10 protein-coding genes, 1 other RNA gene and 1 pseudogene are annotated in these 20,471 nt (G+C 67.7%); 5 read left to right on the top strand and 7 right to left on the bottom strand.

The annotated features are described in order from the left end of the window. Positions 1–15 precede the first annotated feature (15 nt). The 5 genes from mutL to hutG all read left to right on the top strand — a co-directional run bounded on the left by mutL (position 16) and on the right by hutG (position 6,380). Entirely contained in the window at positions 16–1,878 is a 1,863-nt protein-coding gene (gene mutL / locus H4O13_06800; protein MBE5315094.1) for a DNA mismatch repair endonuclease MutL, read from the top strand. A 15-nt stretch (positions 1,879–1,893) separates the two neighbouring features. Further along, on the top strand, positions 1,894–2,883 hold the full coding sequence (locus tag H4O13_06795; GenBank protein MBE5315093.1) for a DUF1684 domain-containing protein: 990 nt from the start codon (positions 1,894–1,896) through the stop codon (positions 2,881–2,883). A 28-nt stretch (positions 2,884–2,911) separates the two neighbouring features. Next, positions 2,912–3,796: a TraB/GumN family protein gene (locus tag H4O13_06790; protein MBE5315092.1), complete on the top strand. Its 885-nt coding sequence runs from the start codon at positions 2,912–2,914 to the stop codon at positions 3,794–3,796. A gap of 165 nt (positions 3,797–3,961) precedes the next feature. Then, entirely contained in the window at positions 3,962–5,221 is a 1,260-nt protein-coding gene (locus H4O13_06785) for an FAD-dependent oxidoreductase (GenBank protein ID MBE5315091.1), read from the top strand. A gap of 361 nt (positions 5,222–5,582) precedes the next feature. Next, positions 5,583–6,380, top strand: coding sequence for an N-formylglutamate deformylase (gene hutG, locus H4O13_06780; protein ID MBE5315090.1), 798 nt, complete (start codon positions 5,583–5,585; stop codon positions 6,378–6,380). A gap of 76 nt (positions 6,381–6,456) precedes the next feature. Here hutG and ssrA read toward each other — a convergent pair. From ssrA to H4O13_06745, 7 genes and pseudogenes are all read right to left on the bottom strand, one after another. Next, positions 6,457–6,812: a transfer-messenger RNA gene (gene ssrA / locus H4O13_06775) on the bottom strand. Between the two features lie 186 nt (positions 6,813–6,998). Further along, positions 6,999–8,816, bottom strand: a complete 1,818-nt coding sequence (locus H4O13_06770; GenBank protein ID MBE5315089.1) for a carbohydrate-binding protein — start codon at positions 8,814–8,816, stop codon at positions 6,999–7,001. Between the two features lie 100 nt (positions 8,817–8,916). Next, positions 8,917–12,117 carry a carbohydrate-binding protein gene (locus H4O13_06765; protein MBE5315088.1) on the bottom strand — a complete coding sequence of 1,067 codons (3,201 nt, stop codon included), beginning with the start codon at positions 12,115–12,117 and terminating at the stop codon, positions 8,917–8,919. A gap of 204 nt (positions 12,118–12,321) precedes the next feature. Then, complete coding sequence (locus tag H4O13_06760) at positions 12,322–13,413, bottom strand: family 16 glycosylhydrolase (GenBank protein ID MBE5315087.1); 1,092 nt, start codon at positions 13,411–13,413, stop codon at positions 12,322–12,324. Positions 13,414–13,449: 36 nt separating this feature from the next. Further along, a pseudogene (locus H4O13_06755) lies at positions 13,450–14,301 on the bottom strand (discoidin domain-containing protein). Positions 14,302–15,386: 1,085 nt separating this feature from the next. Beyond that, the gene (locus tag H4O13_06750) at positions 15,387–18,284 is read right to left on the bottom strand and encodes a hypothetical protein (protein MBE5315086.1); all 2,898 of its coding nucleotides are present in this window, start codon (positions 18,282–18,284) and stop codon (positions 15,387–15,389) included. A 344-nt stretch (positions 18,285–18,628) separates the two neighbouring features. Further along, positions 18,629–20,185 (bottom strand): AbgT family transporter, encoded by a 1,557-nt coding sequence (locus H4O13_06745; GenBank protein MBE5315085.1) that lies wholly within the window; start codon positions 20,183–20,185, stop codon positions 18,629–18,631. Positions 20,186–20,471 lie beyond the last annotated feature (286 nt).

The following is a 20,471-nucleotide window of genomic DNA, read 5'->3' as shown; positions in this document are numbered from 1 at the left end:
CGACTGCCGCTCGCCGTGCCCATCCAGCTGCTGCCCGACACCCTGATCAACCAGATCGCCGCCGGCGAAGTCGTCGAGCGTCCGGCCTCGGTGATCAAAGAGCTGCTGGAGAACGCCATCGATGCCGGCGCCTCGCGGGTCGAGATCGATCTGGAAGAGGGCGGCATCCGTCTGATCCGTATCCGCGACGATGGCTGTGGCATTCCCGCCGAGGAGCTGCCGCTGGCGCTGTCGCGGCATGCCACCAGCAAGATTGCGTCGCTGGAAGATCTGGAGCAGGTCGGCACCCTCGGCTTCCGCGGCGAGGCGCTGCCCTCGATCGCCGCCGTCTCCAAGTTCAGCATCACCTCGCGCCCCACACAGCAGGCCACGGCGACGCGCGTTGAGGTCGAAGGCGGCCGCCTGCGCGCGCCCGAGCCCGCCGCGCATCCGCCGGGCACCACCATCGAAGTGCGCGATCTGTTCTACAGCGTTCCGGCGCGACGCAAGTTCCTGCGCGCCGAGCGCACCGAGTACGGCCATGCCGAGGACCTCGTGCGCACGCTGGCGCTGGCGCGCATGCAGGTGGAGCTCAAGCTCAAGCACAACGGCCGCATCAGCAAGCACTACCGTCCGGTCGAGGACGAGACCAGCCTGGGCAAGCGCTTGTCGGAGGCGCTGGGCGAGGACTTCGCCCGCGGCGCGCTGCGCATCGAGCACGAGGCCGCGGGCCTGCGCCTGCACGGCTGGGTGGGCCTGCCAACGGCCTCGCGCAGCCAGGCCGATCAGCAGTTCTTCTTCGTCAACGGTCGCCACGTCAAGGATCGGCTGGTCGCGCATGCGGTCAAGCAGGCCTATGCCGATGTGCTCTACCACGGCCGCCATCCGGCCTTCGTGCTGTTTCTGGAGATCGATCCGCGCAAGGTCGACGTCAACGTGCATCCGGCCAAGCATGAGGTGCGCTTCCGCGACGGCCGTTTGGTGCACGAGTTCATCTTCCGCAGCCTGCACGAGGCGCTGGCCGGGACGCGCGCCGGTGCGCTGGCCGTGGGGCAGGGTGGCGAGCCCGGTGGCAGCGCTGTGAACGGGCCTGCAGTCGAGTTTCAAGCGACGCCGATGGTCGGGGCGTTTGCCGAGCGTTCCGCCCAGGCCCCGGGTGTCGGACCCGTTGGCTACGGCCTGCAGTCGGCCGGCTTCGGTCAGCGTCCGCAGCAGGTCGGCATGCCGCTGCGCGAGCAGATCGCCGCCTACGGCGCGCTCTATGGGGCTCCGTCCACGCCGGCGAATCCGCTGCCGCAGCAGGACCCCAGCCAGGCGCCGCCGCTGGGCTACGCCCTGGCCCAGCTGCACGGCGTCTACGTGCTCGCGCAGAACGCGCAGGGCCTGGTGCTGGTCGACATGCACGCCGCCCACGAGCGCATCACCTATGAGCGGCTCAAGGGCCAGCGCGAAGGCGAGGGCATTCGCGCGCAGCCGCTGCTGGTGCCGATCGAGCTGGCCATCAGCGAGCGCGAGGCGGATCTCGCCGAGGGCGAAGCTGAAGCGCTGGCCGCGCTCGGCATCGAACTGCAGCGCACCGGCCCGCAGTCGCTCAGCATCCGCAGCGTGCCGGTGCTGCTGGCCGGCGCCGATGCCAAGCAGCTGGTGCTGGATGTGCTGTCGGACCTTGCCGAGCACGGCCGCACGCGGCGCATCGAGGAGGCCGGCAACGCGCTGCTGTCGACCCTGGCCTGCCACACTTCGGTGCGCGCCAATCGCCAGCTCACGGTGGCCGAGATGAATGCACTGCTGCGCGACATGGAGGCCACCGAGCGCAGCGGCCAGTGCAACCACGGCCGGCCGACCTGGACACAACTCAGCGTGGCCGAGCTCGACAAACTGTTTCTGCGGGGGCGCTGAGCGATGCATCGAAGCATGTGCGTATCACTCGTGTGGCTGGGCGTCTCGGCGCTGGCGCTGTCGGGCTGCAGCGTTGGCGAACGCCAGCCCGAGCGCGCGGACGCATCGGCGCCCGGCGTGCAGCGTTCTGAGCCGCCTGCGGGCACGACGCAGGCGCCGCCTGCGGACTGGCTCGAAGCGCTGCAGAGCTTCCGCCGCCAGCGCGAGGAGGGCCTGCGCAGCCCGGACGGCTGGATGGCCCTGGTCGGCCTGCACTGGCTGGAACCCGGCGAGCACAGCCTCGGCAGCGAAGAGGGCAGCGCGGTCCGGCTCGCGGTGGGTCCTGATCGGCTTGGGCGGATCGAACTCCTGCCCGAAGCGATGGCCGTGCGGCTTGTCCTGGCCGAGGGCGCGCGCGTGCTGCGCGACGGCGCCGAGGTCGCGAGCCGCGAGGTCCTCGTCCTTGCAGACACGACCGAAGCGCCCACCCGGCTCGACTTCGACGGCGGCAGCCTGGGCCTGATCGAGCGCGGCGGCCGCTACGCCCTGCGCGTGCGCAGCCCGCAGGCGCCCACGCTGTTGGCCTTCAAGGGCTTGAACTGGTTCGCGCCGGCGTCGCGCTTTGTCACCGAAGCCCGCTTCGAAGCGCATCCGCCGGGTCAGACGATTCCGATCGTCAATGTGCTGGGTCAGGTGGAGCCCATGCCCAATCCGGGAAGGCTCGTGTTCGAGATCGAGGGCGAGAACTACGCGCTCGAAGCGCTGGGCGATCCGCAAGAGGCGCTGTTCCTGATTTTCGCCGACCGCAGCAACCGTCGCGAAAGCTATGGCGCCGGCCGTTTCCTCTACACGGACAAGGTGGTCGATGGCCGCGTGCGGCTCGACTTCAACCGTGCGATCAACCCGCCCTGCGCCTACACCGAATTCAGCACCTGTCCCTTGCCGCCGCCCGAGAACCGCCTTCGCGCGTTCGTCTCGGCGGGCGAGGCGCGCTACGGTCACACCTCCGACCGTCCCGCTTCCTGACGCGCCACCCTTGCCTGGAGCCTGCTCTATGAATCGCTTGTTCGTCCGTCTCGCCTTGACCGCCGCCGGCCTGCTGTTCGCCGCCACCGCGCTGGCCCGTCCCGTGCCCCTGCTGTGGGTCGCGAAGAAAGGCGAGACCGAAGTCCATCTGCTTGGCAGCTTCCACATGCTGAAGGAGGGCGACTATCCGATGGACCCGAGCATCGAGCAGGCCTATGCCGGTGCCGAAGCGCTGGTGTTCGAGATCGCGCCGGCTGAGATGAAGTCGCCCGATCTGTCGCGGGGCCTGATGCAGGCCGCGCGCTTTGAAGACGGCGGCAGCCTGCGCGCCGTGCTGCCGGCAGACACCCGCAAGAAACTCGAAGCCTTCATGGGCGAAGCGGCCGTGCTTGGATCGGACGGCATGAAGCCCTGGTTCATCACCTTGAACCTGGCCGTTTCGATGATTGTGCAGGCTGGATTCAACCCGGCGCTGGGCATGGACATGCACTTCATGCAGCGCGCCGAAGCCGACGCCAAGCCCACCCGCGGGCTGGAGACCGTCGCAGACCAGATCGCTGCACTCTCGGGCGCGCCCATGAACGAACAGATCCTCGGGCTGGAGGAGTCGCTGCGCCCGCGCGAGGAGATGATTCAGCGCTTTGACGAGCTGCACGGCTTCTGGCGTGCGGGTGACGCTGACGCGATCGAGCGGCTGATGGTGGAGGAGCTGGTCGAGAAGACGCCGGTTTCCGCCAAGCTGCTCAACGAAGACCGCAATCGCCGCTGGCTGCCGCAGATCGAAGCCCTGCTCGCGGGCGATGAGGACACCCTGGTCATCGTCGGCGCCCTGCATCTCGTCGGCGATATCGGCCTGGTCGAGCTGCTGCGCGCCCGCGGCTACAGCGTCGAACGCGTCGACCCAACCCCATAAGGGTGGGTCTCGACCCACCACCACCTCCGCGCAGCAACGATCGCATAGGGCGGGCTACGGCTCACCCTATGCGCATTCGTCGCGGTCGCACGACCTCGACACGCTCGCCGCACTGCGGTCGCTAAAGTCCGGCGCGTGGTCCGAAACCCAAGGAGCCCCCGCACCGTGTCGCAGCCCGGCATTCCTCAAGACGAAGTGCTGATTCTCGGCGGCGGCGTGATCGGCCTGTGCAGCGCTCTGTATCTGCTCGAAGCCGGTCGCCGGGTGCGCGTGCTGGAGCGCCGCCACATCGGCGCCGGCGCCTCGCACGGCAACTGCGGCACGCTGACGCCCAGCCACGCACCGCCGCTCGCTGCACCCGGCGTGATCCGCAAGGGCCTGCGCTGGATGCTCAAGCCGGATGCGCCGCTGTACATCAAGCCGCGCCTCGATCCCGCGCTGTGGCGCTGGCTGCTCCGCTTCTCGGCGCGCTGCAACCGTCAAGACTGGCGCGACTCCACGGCTAAGCGCGCGGTGCTCTTGAACGCTTCGCGCCAGCTGCTGGCCGAAGCGGTGGTGCGCCACGGGCTCGACTGCGAGCACAGCGATACCGGTCTGACTTACGTCTTCCGCACGCAGCAGCTGTTCGACGAGATCGCCGCGGACCTGCCCGCACTTGCCGAGTTCGGCATCCGCGCCGAGGTCCACGAAGGCGCACGCGTCGAGCGCGACGAGCCCGCACTCAAGCCCGGCGTCGCGGGCGGCATCTACTTTCCTGATGACGGCCACCTGCGGCCGGATCGCTACCTCAAGGCGCTGGCTCAGCGCATTGGTGCCTTGGGCGGCGAGATCGAGGAAGGCGTGAGCGTCGAGCGCATCGACACCGCGCAGGGCAGGGTGGAAGGCGTCCTCACCAGCCAGGGCGTGAGGCGTCCCCGTGATGTCGTGTTCGCGCTGGGCGCCTGGAGCCCCGCTTTCGCCGATCAGCTCGGCCTGAAGCTGCCGATCCAGCCCGGCAAGGGCTACTCGATCACCTACACCCGCCCCGGCCTCGCGCCGCGGCGACCGATGGTGCTGAAGGAGCGCTCGGTCTGCGTCACCACCTGGTCCGACGGCTACCGGCTGGGCAGCACGATGGAGTTCAGCGGCTACGACGACAGCCTGAATCGCGTTCGCCTCGCTGCCCTGGAGCGCGGCGCCGCCGAGTTCCTGCACGAGCCTGTAGGCGGCAGCAAGCAGGAGGAATGGTTCGGCTGGCGCCCCATGACCTGGGACGACCTGCCCTACATCGGCCGCGCCCCGCGCGCGCAGAACCTGGTGATCGCGACCGGCCACGGCATGATGGGCGTCAGCATGTCTGCGGTCAGCGGCCATCTCGTCGCCGATCTGATCTGCGGCCGCGAGCCGATCATCGATCCCGAGATCGTCAGTCCGACGCGCGCGTAAGGTGGGCCCTGGCCCACCATGACGTGGGCCACATCAAGTGGGCCTGGCCCACCATGGCCTGAGCCCTATCGAACGCTTCGGTACGGCCGTCGCGCTCCGATCCGTCTCGTCCTGCGAAGCCTTGCTTTGTCGAACGCCCCCGAAGGCAGTCCACGCATCAGCGGCTGAGGCCTGCCACGGCTGGTCTCCAGAGCACGTGCGAAGCGACGGGTACATGCGCGCCAACACAGCGGCCCGCAGATCAAGCGCCCCGCCGACATCGGCATTGCAGGCGGAGCACAACTCCATTCGCCCGCGAAGGTATTCATTCCGCCCCGCTACCCGCTAGGCTGTGTCCACCCTTGCCACCCCGCCGCCCCGCGTGAACCACTCCGCCAGCGACGTCTACCAGCTGCACCCAGGCAGCGCCCCGCTGCTGATCAGCCTGCCGCACGACGGCACGGCGATCCCCGACGACATCGCCCCGCACATGCAGGACGCCGCGCGTCGCGTGCCCGATACGGATTGGCATGTGGCCACGCTGTACGACTTCGCGCGCGAGCTGGGGGCCTCGCTTCTTGTGCCTCGCTACTCGCGCTACGTCATCGACTTGAACCGTCCGCCCGACGGCGGCGCGATGTATCCGGGGCGCACCGAAACCGGCCTGTGCCCGACGATCGCCTTCAGCGGTGAGCCCATTTATCGCGAAGGCCATGCGCCGAATGCAGAGGAAATCGAACGCCGTCGCTTGAGCTACTGGCAGCCTTACCACGCGGCCCTGGCTGGCGAACTCGCGCGATTGAAGTCCGCCCATGGCCATGCCCTGCTTTGGGAGGGCCACAGCATCCGCAGCGAAGTGCCACTGCTGTTCGAAGGCCGCCTGCCGGATCTGAACCTCGGCACCGCCGATGGCGCCAGCTGCAGCAGCGCGCGGCTCGACCGCATCACCACCTTGCTCGGCCAGCAGACCGACTACAGCTGGATCGCCAACGGCCGCTTCAAGGGCGGCTACATCACCCGCCACTACGGCCGCCCCGCCGAAGGCGTCGATGCCATCCAGCTCGAACTCGCCCAGCTCACCTACATGGACGAACGCAGCTATCGCTACGACGCGGTGAGGGCGGGGCGGTTGCAGGGGGTGTTGAGGAAGATGCTGATGGCGGCGCTGATCCGAGACTGACGGTGCCCAGAGCTGCGCAACCAAAGCTCCCCAAAAGCACGAAGGGCCCGGAGCTTATCCGGGCCCTTTAAGGTGTTGGTGGAGGCGGGGGGAATCGAACCCCCGTCCGAAGGCATTACATCTTTGGATCTACGTGTGTAGTGCGTTGTCAGGTCTCGTTTCAGGGCAACACAGCGCACGAAGAACACCCTGGAACCAGTCTGGAAGTTTTAGGCCTTGGCTGTCAGACAGCAGCCTTCGGACGATCCCGTAAATATGACCGACTGATCCACCGTTACAGGCACCGATGGGAGTCGGACTCGCCTATTTAGGCGGCGAGTGCGTAGTTGTCGTCGTTCGCAACTAGCTTGTTTGCCGCTGGATTAACGAGGAAAGCTGCCCCCTCGACACGCACCTCCGGTTTCACACCCCCGTCGAAGCCTGGTCGCCCCCGGGGTTTGTCGCTGCGCGGCGGGCTTTCGATCAGCCGGTGCCGCGCGTCGGGGGAGTATATGGAGCCGCAGGCGAAGGCCACAAGGAAAACCTTGTGGCCTTCGTTCAGCCAACCCCTGCCGCGCGCTTTATCGCCCGAGCTGCAACGTCTGGCGACGCAGGGGCGCACGGGCCGAGCTTCCGGCTTCAGTTGACGCGGGTGATGCGGAACCAGTTGATGTTCCAGCCGCCCGAGGTGGCTGCGATGGCCAAGCGGCGGGTGCCCGCCGGCAGCTGGACGCGGTGGCTGATGGTGGTAAAGGTTTCCCAGCTGCCGGTGGCGGGGAAGCTGATGCTGCCGTAGACCGGCGAGCCACCGGCTTCCTCCAGCTTGAAGCTGCCGCCGTTGGCGCCGCTGGAGACGCGGTAGCTGATTTCGTAGGTGCCGCTCACCGGAATGGTGACCGGGGTGTTGTAGTACGACATCCAGTCGCCAGCGTCGATGTAGCCGACCACGCGACCGCCACCTTCATCGCCGGTGCCGCCGGTCTGCACGCCGCTCATGTAGCTGAAGTCCTCGGCCTGGATCGTGGCGATCACGGTGTTGGTCGGCGGCGGCGGGGTCGGCGTGGTGCTTTCGATGCGGAACCAGTTGAGGTTCCAGCCGCCGCCCTGCGCGGAGATCGCGAGGTCCTGCTCGCCTGCGCTCAGGGAGACTTCGTGCGAGACATCCACCCAGCGCTGCCAGCCGCCCGTGTTCGGCACGGTGACGTCGCCGAAGACCGGCGAGCCGCCGGCGCGCTCCAGCCGCAGGCGGCCGGTGCTGGCCTGCGAGGCCACGCGATAGGTGACGCGGTAGCGGCCTGCTGCCGGCACGTTGACGCGATAGGTCATCCAGTCGCCGGCATCGGTCCAACCGACGTTGCGGCCGCCACCTGCGTCGGTGGTGGGCTCGGTCTGGATGCCGCTCATGTTGCAGAAGTCTTCGGCCTGGATCGTGCCCGGCACGGCGCGGGTGGTGCAGGGCGTCGGGTTGGGGCCCGGGGTGCCGCCGATCGCCGGCCAGTCACGGACGATGCCGCGCACCAGGTTGCCCGAGGTGGTGTAGTCGGCCGCCGTCCAGCCGCCGTTCGGGTTGGCGCCGGGGCGCAGCGCCGAGGCGCCTTCGTTCTTGTCGTTGAGCGCCCAGTTGGCGTGGCTGATCTGGTTGGTGCGCAGGAAGTTCATCCATGCCTGGGTTTCGCCGGCATCGACTCCGCCGTCGCCGTTGGCGTTGACCGTGCCCCACTCGGTGACGAACAGCGGGATGCCGCGGTCCAGCGCGTACTGCGCCTTGCTGCGCAGCTCACCCCTATGCGTGCCGGCGTAGAAGTGCAGGGTGTAGGCGATGTTGCGCTGGTTGCGGATCGGGTCGTTCGCGGCGGCGTCGACGTCCTGCGACCAGCGCGGCGTGCCGACGATGATCAGGTTGTCCGGGTCGACCGCGCGGATGGCATTGATCACGGTCTCGGCGTAGGGCTTGATCGTGGTGCTCCAGTTGACCTGCAGCGGCTCGTTGTAGATCTCGTAGATCACGTGGTTGTAGCGGCCGTACTCTTGCGCCATCTGGCGGAAGAACTGCACGGCGGCCTGGGTGTGCTGCTCGGCGTTGTGGCTGTGCCAGTCAATGATCACGTACATGTCATTGGCGATGGCTTCCTCCACGACGCGACGGACACGGGCGACGTTCTCGGTCGGGTTCTGCAGGTAGCCGCCGCCATCCTCGACGCCCATCGCGGCGCGAATCAGCTTCGCGTTCCAGTCGCGCTTGACCGTGGCGACTGCGCCGGCGGTGTAGTAGCGCTCTCCACCCCAGTTGTTGTTGCTCCAGAACAGGCTGGGCCCGGCGATGCTGCCCGGCTGCCCGCCGAACAGGACTTTGTTGCCCTGGGTGGAGATGGCAGGCACGTCGGCCTGGGCGGTGGCGGCGGCAAACAGCCCGCCCACGAACACGATCAGCAGACGCTTCAATGCGGGGGTTTTCATGGGGTCACCGTGGGTCAGTCAGGTTCAGAAAAGAGCAGCGCAGCCTGGGGATGGGCCGATGCGGCGAGGAAGGCCGGCAAGGCCTTCCTCGCCGCTTAGTTCAGAGGCTTTCGAGGAAGCGCAGGAGGTCCTGCTTTTCGGTGGCGTTGAGTGCGCGATAAGCGTTCTTTGAGGCTTCGCCTTCGCCGCCGTGCCACAGGATCGCTTCATCGATGGTGCGGGCGCGGCCGTCGTGCAGGTAGCTGTGCACCGGCGTGCAGACCTGGGTGCCCTGCGGGCCATTGGTAGTGCCGCCGGTGACGCAGGCCGACAGGCCCAGGCCCCACAGCGGCGTGGTCCGCCATTCCGAACCCGAGGCTTCGCCTTCGCCCAGGGTGTCCGCGAGACCAGGTCCCATGTCGTGCAGCAGCAGATCGCTGTACGGGTGAATCGTCTGGTCGCGAAGTTCGGACAGCGGATGGTGGGGGCTGGTCTGCAGCGTCGGTCGATGGCAGTCGGCGCAGCCGATCCGGCCGAAGGTCGCTTCACCGCGCTGCACGGCCGGGTTGTTGATGTCGCGCTGCGGGCGCACGCCCAGCAGGGCGATGTACTTCACCAGGTTGTTGAGGTGGGTGTCGGACAGTTCGACGCCGCTCGGGCCGCAGCCGGTCTGCGACGTGCCGCAGTCCGGGTTCGGCAGCACCGAGGTGGTCACGCCCATGTCGTTGTTCAGGGCGCTGGCGACCTGGTGACGCACGCTGCTGGTGCCGGCCTTCCAGCCCAAGCGGCCGAGACGCAGCTCGCCGGTCACCGGATCGCGCACGCGGTTCGCGCGGCCGGAGATGCCATCACCGTTCGCATCGTTCGGGTCTTCCATCGCCAGGATGGTGGATTCGGGAATCGCTTCGAGCAGACCCATACCGACCAGCTGCGGGGCGATGCGCGCCGAGAAGCGCGCCGGCGCGCCGTTGCTGAACTGGTAGTTGGGCGAGCGCAGGCCGTTCGCTTCGGTCCAGCTGCCGATCGCGACGCTGCCTTCGCCAGCGACGCCACCAGCGCCGCGCGGCTGCAGCACGCGGCCAAGGTTCGGATGCGGGTTGCCCTGGCTGTCGCCCACCTTGAACACCCACTTGCTCAGCGGCACGCCCGGCGCTTCTGGCGCGGCACGACCGTTGCGCACGTGGCAGTCGGTGCAGCGCTCGTTGACGTAGCGCGGGCCAGCGCGGCCGACGGTGTCACTGAACACGCCGTTCTCGGGGTGTTCGTCGTGCAGGCCGCTGACGAACGAACTGTGGTGCACGCGACGGCCCAGCACAAAGGGCTGGCCGTTGTCGTAGTTCAGGTTCGTAGCCATCTGAAGGAAGTGATTGTCCGGCTCGCCCGAGTGCATGTAGGGCAGGGTGGTGCGGCCACCCAGCCAGGCTTCCTCGGGGATCTTCACCGAGTCCTTGGTGCCGCCGCCGAACATCGGCGTGTTGAAGGTGCCGGGCAGAATGTCCCAGGGCACGATGCCTTCGCCGACGATGTAGAGGAAGGTGGTGCCGTAGTAGGGCGCACGGCCGCGAGGCACGCTCGGGTCGAGGAACTGGCTCACCTCGAACTCCAACTTGTCGCCTCGGCGGATGCGCTGGCCGGTGCGGCAGTTGTGCGTGCGCTGCTTCCAGTAGTTGAAGGTATCAACCACCACCATGGTGCCGTTGTCGCAGAACTCGGCGACGGTGCCGATGCCGCGGTAGAACCAGCGGTTCTCGGCCTCGGTGTCGTTCAAGCGCCACTGCGTGCGCACATTCATGCGGATCGAGGCCGTGCCGTCCGGGAACTGCTCCTCGATGATCTCGATCCCCGCCGTGCGGTGCTCCCAGTAGAAGCTCAGGTAGTGGTCGTAGGCCTGGAACTGGTTTTCTTTCGCGTGCCGATCGCGCGCGCGGTCGGCAATGCGGGTGATCAGGCGGTTGCCAATCTGGACACGGCCCGCGGGCTCCAGCACGGTCGATGCGTTGTACAGCGGCACGACCGCCGCGCCGGCTGAGCTGCTCGAACTGCTTGAGCTGCTGGACGAACTCGACGATGAGCTGCTGGAGCTGATCGGGCCGACGCGTGAGATGCGGAACCAGTTGAAATTCCAGCCGCCTTGCGCGGCGAACACGCCCAGGCTGTAGCTGCCGGCGTTGATGTCGACCGTGTGCGATACCGTGGTCCAGGTCTGCCAGGCGCCGGTGGCCGGGATGGTCAGCTGACCCAGCGCGATGCTGCCTGCGTTCAGGTCGAGCGAGAGGCGTCCGCCGGTGGGGCTGGCGACGCGGTACTCGACCAGATAGCGCCCTGTGGTCGGAATCGTGATGCCGGAATAAGCCATCCAGTCGCCCGCATCGATCCAGGCGACATTGCGTCCGCCGCCCGTATCCGTGGTGTTCTCAAGCTCGACCCCGGACATGCTGGCGTAGGACTCGGCCTCGCGGAACAGAGTGAAGCCGGGCGCGGAGCTGCTGCTGGAACTGCTGCTCGACGAGCTGCTGCTTGAAGAACTGGTTGAGGAGCTGCTGGAGGAGCTGCTGGACGAACTGCTGCTCGACGAACTGCCACCCAGCGCCGCAAGCGTGTAGGTCTGCCAAGGCGTGGTGCGGCCGACGCCGTTGGTGATGATGGTGTGGCTGATCGCGACCGGCGTGGTCGCCGACAAGCCGGTGATGTCGAAACTCCACTGCCCGCCGCTGTTGTTCATGCGCACGTTCTGCTGCGCACCGTTGTTGACGCGGTAGTGGATGTCGACTGTGGTGCCCTGGCTGACGGTGGCGCGCAGGGTGCTTGCGTTCAGTGCCGTCGCGCAGCCGTTGCTGCAGTTGGGGGCCGAGACCGGCGCCGGGCCGAAGACGCTGGCTTCCCAGATCGAGTAGCCCCAGCTGTTGCCGGCGCTGCGCTGCAGCGCGTTGATGCGCACGTAGCGGTAGCTGCCGCTGAGCGGCAGGGTATCGGTGCGGGTGCCGAAGGTGCCGCCATTGCGTACGGCCATCTGGGTCCAGACGCTGTTGTCGTTCGAGCCCAGCACGGTGTAGTCGGAGGCGTTTGCGGCCTCCCAGTCGATGACGATCTGCGAAAGCGCCTGCTGACGTCCGAGGTCCAGCGTGAGGCTGCTCGGGGTGACGCCGTAGGCGGATTCCCAGCGGGTCCGCGGGTTGCTGTCGATGGCGTTGGCCGCCGGCTGCAGGTTGGTGCTGCCGTAGGCCGAAGCCGGTGTGATCTTGACTGTCTGGGCGTGCAGCGCAGCGCTGGTGCACAGCGCCAGCAGGCCGAAAGCGCAGAAGCTCGCTCGAAGGAAGCGCATTGCAGATGTCCTCGTCAGTTGTGCATTGCCACGACGCCGGCCACCGCGGTCCAGGCGCGTGTTCATTCAGTGGCTGCCGCAGTCATCGGCCTTCCCTGGCCGATGACTCCAGCGCCGCGCTGCCGGAGGCTGTGATCCGCGGTGTCTCAGCGGTGTCGCCACGCGCTGAGGCTCGCAAAGCTGCCGCCCCCGGCAGCTCGTCGATCAGCGATAGACGCGGACGTAGTCGACAAACATGCGCTGCGGGAAGACGCTGCTGGCGTTGGGGCTACCCGGCCAGCCGCCGCCCACAGCGACGTTCAAGAGCATGAAGAAGGGCTGGTCATAGACCCAGGCGCCGCGGGCTTCGACCTGAGCGCGGGTGACGCTGTGGAACTGCTGGCCGTCGACAAACCAGCGGATGCTGCCTGCGTCCCACTCCACCGCAAACACGCGGTAGCGGTTGCTGACCAGTTCGCCGGCGTTGTAGGTGCCAATGATCGGGTTGCCACCGGAGTAGCCGGGGCCATGCAGCGCGCCGTGGGTCAGGTTCGGCTCGAACCCGACGTGCTCCATGATGTCGATCTCGCCGCTCTGCGGCCAGCCGACCTGGGTCAGGTTGTTGCCGAGCATCCAGAACGCCGGCCAGATGCCCTGCGTGCTGGGCAGGCGGATTCGCGCTTCGATGCGACCGTACTGGAAGGACCGCTTGCCGCGCGAAATCATGCGCGAGGAGGTGTACTCGCAGCGGCCGTACCAGCAGTTGTAGTTGCCGGGGTTCTCGCGGCGCGCTTCGATGACCAGCACATTGCTGCCGACCAGTGAGTCGAATTGGATCGAGGCGTTCTGGCCGTTGGTGTAGTACTGCCGCTCCTGGTTGCCGCCGCCGTCACCATTGACTTCGAAGGTCCAGTTGCTCGCGTCGATGCGGTCGAACTCGTCCGACCACACCAGCTCGCGGCCGGGCGTGTTGGAGATGCGGGTGATGCGGAACCAGTTGAAGTTCCAGCCGCCCTGCGCAGCGTAGATGCCCAGGCTGTAGGTGCCGGCCGTCAGATCGACCGTCTGCGAAACCGTGGCCCAAGACTGCCAACCGCCGGTCGGCGGGATCGCCACTTCGCCAAGGCGGATGTTGCCGGCATTGAGATCGAGCGAGAGGCGTCCGCCGTTGGCGCTGGCGACACGATACTCGACCAGGTAGCGGCCGGAGGTCGGGATGCCGACACCCGCGTAGGCCATCCAGTCGCCGGTGTCGATCCAGCCCACATTGCGGCCAGCGCCGGTGTCCGTGGTGTTCTCCACGTCCACGCCCGACATGCTGGTGTAGGACTCGGCTTCGCGGAACAGGGTGAAGCTCGGCGCCGAGCTGCTGGACGAACTGCTGCTGGAACTGCTGCTCGACGAGCTGCTGCTTGAAGAACTGCTGGAGGAGCTGCTGGAAGAGCTGCTGCTCGACGAGCTGCCGCCCAGCGAGGCCAGGGTGTAGGTCCGCCAGGGCGTGGTGCGGCCAACGCCGTTGGTGATGATGGTGTGGCTGATCGCGACCGGCGTGGTCGCCGACAGGCCGGTGATGTCGAAGCTCCACTGCCCGGCGCTGTTGCTCATGCGCACGTTCTGCTGCGCACCGTTGTTGACCCGGTAGTGGATGTCGACGATGTTGCCCTGGGACACGGTGGCGCGCATGGTGCTCGCGTTCAATGCGCTCACGCAGCCATCGCTGCAGTTGCCGCCTGAGGCCGGCGCCGCGCCAAACACGCTGGCTTCCCAGATCGAGTAGCCCCAGCTGTTGCCGGCGCTGCGCTGCAGGGTGTTGATGCGCACGTAGCGGTAGCTGCCGCTCAGCGGCAGGGTATCGGTGCGGGTGCCGAAGGTGCCGCCGTTGCGCACAGCCATCTGGGTCCAGACGCTGTTGTCGTTCGAGCCCAGCACGGTGTAATCGGAGGCGTTGGCGGCCTCCCAGTCGATGACGATCTGCGAGAGCGCCTGCTGGCGCCCGAGATCCAGCGTAAGGCTGCTCGGGGTGACGCCGTAAGCGGATTCCCAGCGGGTCCGCGGGTTGCTGTCGATGGCGTTGGCCGCCGGCTGCAGGTTGGTGCTGCCGTAGGCCGAAGCCGGTGTGATCTTCGCCCCCTGTCCGGCCGCTGCCGCGCTGAATAACAGTGTTGCGAGACCCAGGCCGCGCAGGCCCAAACGTAGAAGTTGCATCGACGAACCCCTGAGTTGCGGTGAATGTGGGCGGATGGCCGCCGAGCCCTCGCTCGGTGCGCGCCTGCGACAAGTCGTGCCAGCTCCCCGGGTTTCGGGTACACGTTCACCTCGCGCTGCCCCATGGACAGTGCGCGGGCCTGTGCGGCCTTCTGAGAACCTGAGGTGCCTCGACGCTTATGCCATCTCGATTGCCGGACTGGAGCCTGAGGCCCTGGCGCTCGTCGATCCCAGGAAACACGGGTGTGCAGGTCGCGCCCCCCTGGCGCCTTTTGCGTCCTGTCGTGCCCTTGGGTGTCGTGAGGTGACTCTGCCTGACAGCGATGTCACCCGGCGGGGGCACGATACCGATTCACAATTCGTAACAGCGTGACCGGCTTCACCATTCTGTGTGATAGGCACGAAAACGCCCCCGAATCGCCGGAAGGGCGGTGGGCCGGAAAGGCCGTAGGCGGGCGCATGCGCGTACGAAGCCGGGCTCGATCGGGTTGGATATCCCGCAGCAACCCGGCGAAAGGCGCGCGAAACCTGCCAGCCCTCGCTGGCGGCGGCTCCGCGTTGCGTTCGCGGCGGAGTCTTTTGGGACGGGCGGCATGCGTAAACGCGCAGCGGTTCGAGCGCGCGTCTTTGCCCGGACGGGCGCGAAGCGCTGCCCCGACCCGGGCTGCCAGCAAGGCGGCGATGGATGGCTTCCGGTCCCTTGCGGAGCGGATGAAGAGCAGCGCGTTGCACCCAGCGCGGCCGTTGATCCGTCGTTTCGAAGGGCAGCGACTGGGCGCAGGCAAGCCCTCGCTGCTCAACGGTCATGCGCTGCCGGTGCAGGCGTCGGCCTGAGGATTGCCCCGGAGGACACCCACGCGAGCGCCCCGGTTTGCCGGGGTCGCAGGCGAGCCGAGGTGGCTTCCGGGATGCCGCCCGGTCGGTGCGCGAGCAGCCTGTCGAAAGACAGGCTGCAAGTCCGGACTGGGAGGGCCGAGTCGAGTAGGCAAGCGCGGAAAGCGCTTGCTTTGGCGGGCGGCGGTACGTACCTGTGCCGGACAGCCGACTTGAAAAACTCCCAGGAGGGGAGCTTTTGGACGCGCGAGCTAGTGCACCGGCACCGCTGTTCGAGTGCCGAAGCCCGGTCCGTAGACGACGGCGTTGCCGAGCACCCGCTGCATGCCGAGGCTGGCGCCGCGGAAGGTGGGGTTGCTGGCGAACAGGATGATCTGGCCAGCACCCTTCGATTCGCGCGTCACCCAAGCGGTGTTGGCGATGCGCTCCTGTGCCTCCGGCCACAGCAGGCCACCCAAACGCAGCTCCAGTGTCTGTCCCGGCGGCAATCCGGCCCAGCCGTAGGCACTCCAGTGCTCGCTGGCCTTGCTGCCGGAGTCCGCGCGCCAGACGCCGTGTCGATAGGGCGCTTCGACGCCGCCCGAGGACATCAGCGGGGTGCTGGAATCCACCAGCACCGGCAGCGAATCACGGCAGCCGAAGCCCAGCCAGTGGGTGTCGTCGCAGCGCGTCGCCACAAAGCTGCCGACCGGCATGAAGACCTGCTGGAAGCTGTCGCGCTCGGCCAGCGCATCGGCGTCCAAGGTATCTGCGTCCGGATCCAGGCTGAAGGCGCCGTGGCGACCGCTGGCGGCCCCGCGGGCGTAGGGGTCGGCTTCCAGATCGCTGCGCGCCGATTGCGCCAGCCACTCGCGGGCGAGCTGATCGCGATAGGGCTTGAGCTCCTTCAGCGCATCGGGCAAGCCGCGTGCGGCCGACAGACCTTCCTCGCGGGCGAGTGCGGTCGAGGCATTGCCCAGTGCGATCAGGGTGCCTCCGGCTTCGACCCAGGGCTTCAGCGCGTCGTTGACTTCCTTGGGCAAGCTGCCGCCCCAGCGCTCGGGCAGCACGATCACGCGATAGGCGCGCAGGTCCATGCGCGCCACCGCGCTTTCGTCCAGCAGGCTCGGGTTCACGCCCAGGCCATGCTCGAGGTAGTGCCAGACCGCGCCAAAGGTGTGCGGGTTGACCGCGCCCTTACCGAGCACAGCGACAGCGCCTGGCTGCAGCAGGGCGAACTCGCTGCCGCCGAGATCGGGCAGATCGCCGGCACCTTCGCCGCTGCGCAGGGCGGCAAAGCCTTGCGGCGCGTCTTTCGCGGCTGCGGCCAGGGCTTCGCGCAGACGCTGCGCTTCGACCTGCGGATGGTCGTAGCGGGTCACGACCAGGCTGCCGCGCGGGTAGTCGCGGCCATCGAATTGCAGGTCTTTGCGTGCCACCCGCGGACGGATGCCGGCGGCGAGCAGCTTCGCGGCAACCGGAAGGGCGGCGTCGTCATGCCCGGAGAGCGCCCAGCCGACGCTGGATTCCGCCGGCAGCGTCGGCTGTGCTGTGGATGGGGTTGCCGCTTCGCTCTGCTGGGGTAGGCCACCCTCGATGCGCCAGGCCGGCAGGCCGTAGAACATCGGCAGGCTCCAGGCGGTGATGTCGTAGATCGTGCCTTCACCGTCGCGCAGCAGTGCCTCGCGCTCCTTCTTCAGCGACTCGCGATCGATGCGCGGGTCGAACTCCATCAGCGTTGCGGCCAGACGGCCCAGCGGCTGTCGTGTCGACACCAGCAGGCTGCCGGCCGGCACTTCGGTGCGCTGCTGGCGGCCGTCAAAGCCCTGCGCTTCAACTGCCCACGCGCTGGACAGCCGACGCGCTTCCACGCCCTGCATCTGCAGCACGCGCAACAGCTGTTCGCCGCGCATCGGATGCTGGCTGATATCGATGGCATAAACGTTGTCCGCGTAGTCGCCGCGGGTGCTGACCAGGGCGTTGCGGTCGTCCCAGAAGGCCTGCAGCAGCGCGTTGCGACGCGCGCGCATCGAGTCGATATTAGCGACCGCGCTGGCCAGCTGACGCGCCACGCCGTCGGCATGGAACTGCACCTCGCCGTTGGCCTGGCGCACGCCGTAGTCGGCCACGCGCGCCTGCTCGTACAGAATGTTGACCGCGCCGCGCAGGGCGCCCCAGGCGTCGGAATAGCCGGGGTACCAGCCTTCGTTCCACTCGCCCGAGTAGTAGACCCAGCCGCGCTGGTCGAAGGCCTGCGCCTGCTCGCGGCCGAACTCGGCGGCGAACTGCAGGAAGCGCGGCGACAGATGCGGGTTCATCGGCGCGCGCGCCGGCGAGAACAGAAAGGTGTCGTCCGAGCCCATCTCGTGGGCGTCGATGAACACGAGGGGATGCCAGCGCTTCAGGAACGCCAGGCGGCCCTGCGTTTCCGGCTGGCTGGCGAAGATCCAGTCGCGATTCATGTCAAAGACGTAGTGGTTGCCGCGGCCGAAGGGCCAGCTGGTGCCGCGCGACATCGACTGGCCGTCAAAGCCGGGCGCGGCGCCGCGAAAACCCTGCAGGTCGGCGATCGCACGCGCACGGCCGTCCGGGTTCATCAGTGGGTCGATCAACAGGATCGTGTCGTCGAGGCGCGCGGTGTGAGCCGGATCGTTGGAAGCGATGAGCCCATAGATCAAGCCGAGTGCGGCGTCGCCGCCGCTGTGCTCGTTGCCGTGGATGCTGTGGGCGATGTAAGCCACGGCAGGTGCCGTGCGCAGGATCTCGCTGGCGCGCGCGGCTGAGGTGCGGCGGGGGTCGGCCAGCTCATCCAGCGCGTTCTGGATCTCATCGAGCCGAGCGAGGTTCGCCGGGCTGGAGACGATGGCCACGGACAGCGGGCGGCCCTGATGGCTGCGCCCGTACTCGATCACGCGGATGCGGTTCGAGGCTTTCGCCCACTGCTGCAGGGCGGCGTGGATCTGCTCGGAGCTGGCGGCTTTCTGCCCCAGCGGGAAGCCGAGCAGGGTGTCGGGGTGCGGCACCGCGGGCTCGGCCTCGAATTGCCCGAACACCTGCACGACCGGATGCACCGGTACGGGATCGGCGGCGGTGACTGCCGTTGGCAGGGCAGCGGCCAGCGCAAGCGCTAGCAGCGAAGAGCGGAGCAGGGTGGGGCGGGGCAGGTGCATGCACGGTTCCGGCGTTCAGAAGGTGCGAAGTCTGCCCGGCTTCGGCGCGAGCGCGAACGTGCAGGTGGTCAGGCCTGGGCGTAGGGCTGCGGGATCGGGCCAGCGTGCGCTGTTGGGCCGCGCTGACCTTGGCCCAACCCGCGAGGTCGCGGGTGTGTAGGTTGGGACAAGCCGAAGGAGCGTCCCAACATCGCACGGTGAAACCCCGCGGCAGCGAGGCCTGCTGCTGGCCTCGCGCATCAGGCCTGCGGGTACCCGAGCCGCACGCCGATCCGGGCGTACGGGCGCCGAGTGGCGGGGCTCGCCTCGACGGGATCCAAGGCGCCCAGGCTGCGTTCGCCCGATCAGCCGGCTTCGACGCCCGGCAGGTACTGGAGAGAAGCGCCCGGCCCCAGCGGCAGGCCCAGCGCGATCCAGAGCGCGAACAGCGCCGCCCAGCCGAGCAGGAAAACGAATGAGTAAGGCATCATCGTCGCGATCACTGTGCCGATGCCGGCCTTGGGCTCATAGCGCTGCAGGAAGGCGATGACGATGGCGAAGTAGCTCATCATCGGGCTGATGATGTTGGTCACCGAGTCACCCACGCGGTAGGCGGTCTGGGTGACTTCCGGCGAGTAGCCGAGCAGCATGAACATCGGCACGAACACGGGCGCCATCAGCGCCCACTTGGCTGAGGCCGAGCCCATCGCGAGGTTCACGGTGGCCGTCAGCAGGATGAAGCCGAGCAGCAGAGGAATCTTCGGCAGGCCCAGTGTCTTCAGAAACTCTGCGCCTTCGACCGCGAAGATCAGGCCGAGGTTGGTCCAGTTGAACAGGGCGACGAACTGCGCGGCGAAGAACACCAGCACCAGATACGAGCCCAGCGTCTGCATGGATTTGTTCATCCCGTTGATGACGTCGGTGTCGCTCTTGATGGTGCCCGCGCCGATGCCGTAGGCGATGCCGATCACCGCACCTGCTACGAAGATGAGCGCAACAATGGCATTCAGAAACGGCGCAAGTGCCTTCAGGGTATCGGTCTCGCCGGCAATGCGGAGCACGCCGTCGACGGGCACGGTCGCCAGCAGCAGAAGGGTGGTGAGCAGCAGGGTGGCGATGCCCGCGAACAGCAGCCCGCGCTTCTCGGCAGCGCTTATCGCTTCGATCTTCTCGTCGCCCTTGCTATAGCTTCCGTCAGGAAAGCGGCGCGCCACGATCTTCTCGGTGACCCACCAACCCAGGAGGGTGATCAGCGGAGTCGAAGCCTGCATGAAGTACATGTTGGCCGCTGGGCTTACCGTGTAGCTCGGATCGACGATGCGGGCGGCTTCTTCCGACAGGCCCGAAAGCAGCGGATCGATCGTGCCCAGCAGCAGGTTCGCTGAGTAGCCGCCGGAGACGCCCGCGAATGCGGCGGCGATGCCAAGAATGGGATGGCGGCCGGCGGCTACGTAGAGCAGGCCGGCCAGCGGCACCAGCAGCACATAGCCGATCTCACTCGCCATGTTCGACATGACGCCGGCGAACACCACGATCGGCGTCAGCAGGAAGCGCGGCGCATTGAGCACCACGATGCGCAGGCAGGCGCCGATCAGGCCCGAGTGTTCGGCCACGCCGATGCCGATCAGCGCCACCAGCACGGTGCCCAGCGGGGCGAAGCTGGTGAAGTTGGTGACGAGATTGCCCATGATCCGCTGCAGGCCCTCGGCGCTGAACAGATTCACCGGCGACACCAGCTCGCCGGTCTTGGGATGGGCAACGCCGATATCGAACTGCGCCGCGAGGGCGCTCAGCAGCACCACCAGCACGGTCAGCAGAAAGAACAGCGTGGCCGGGTGCGGCAGCAGGTTGCCGGCCCGCTCGACCACGTTGAGGAAGACGTCGATGGCGGAGCGCCGCGGCGCGGCCTGGGTCTGGCTCATGGGCGTGTCTCGTGTTGGACAGGCGGCGATGCTGCGCCGCAAGGGCCGCGACTATACAGGGCCAGCGCTTGGCGCCGGCCCTGTGGGCTTGTGGATCCATAGAAGCGGCCCGCCGTGGGGTTAAGCCAGAAGACGGACAAACGCTGTTGAGCGCCTTGCGACCGCTGCACGTGTTGCGGCTTTGGGGGCGGCCCCCGTTGGCCCTATCGGACCCGCGGCCCGCTTCTACGAATCCCGTGCCCGGCCCTCGCGCACAGCGCTCGGGCGTTCGTCGGCTCGCGCGGCG

The organism is Lysobacterales bacterium, assembly GCA_014946745.1.
In the GTDB taxonomy this organism is placed as follows: Bacteria; Pseudomonadota; Gammaproteobacteria; order Xanthomonadales; family Xanthomonadaceae; genus Aquimonas.
Note: the sequence above shows the minus strand (reverse complement) of the source record. Positions and strands in the feature narration are given on the sequence as shown.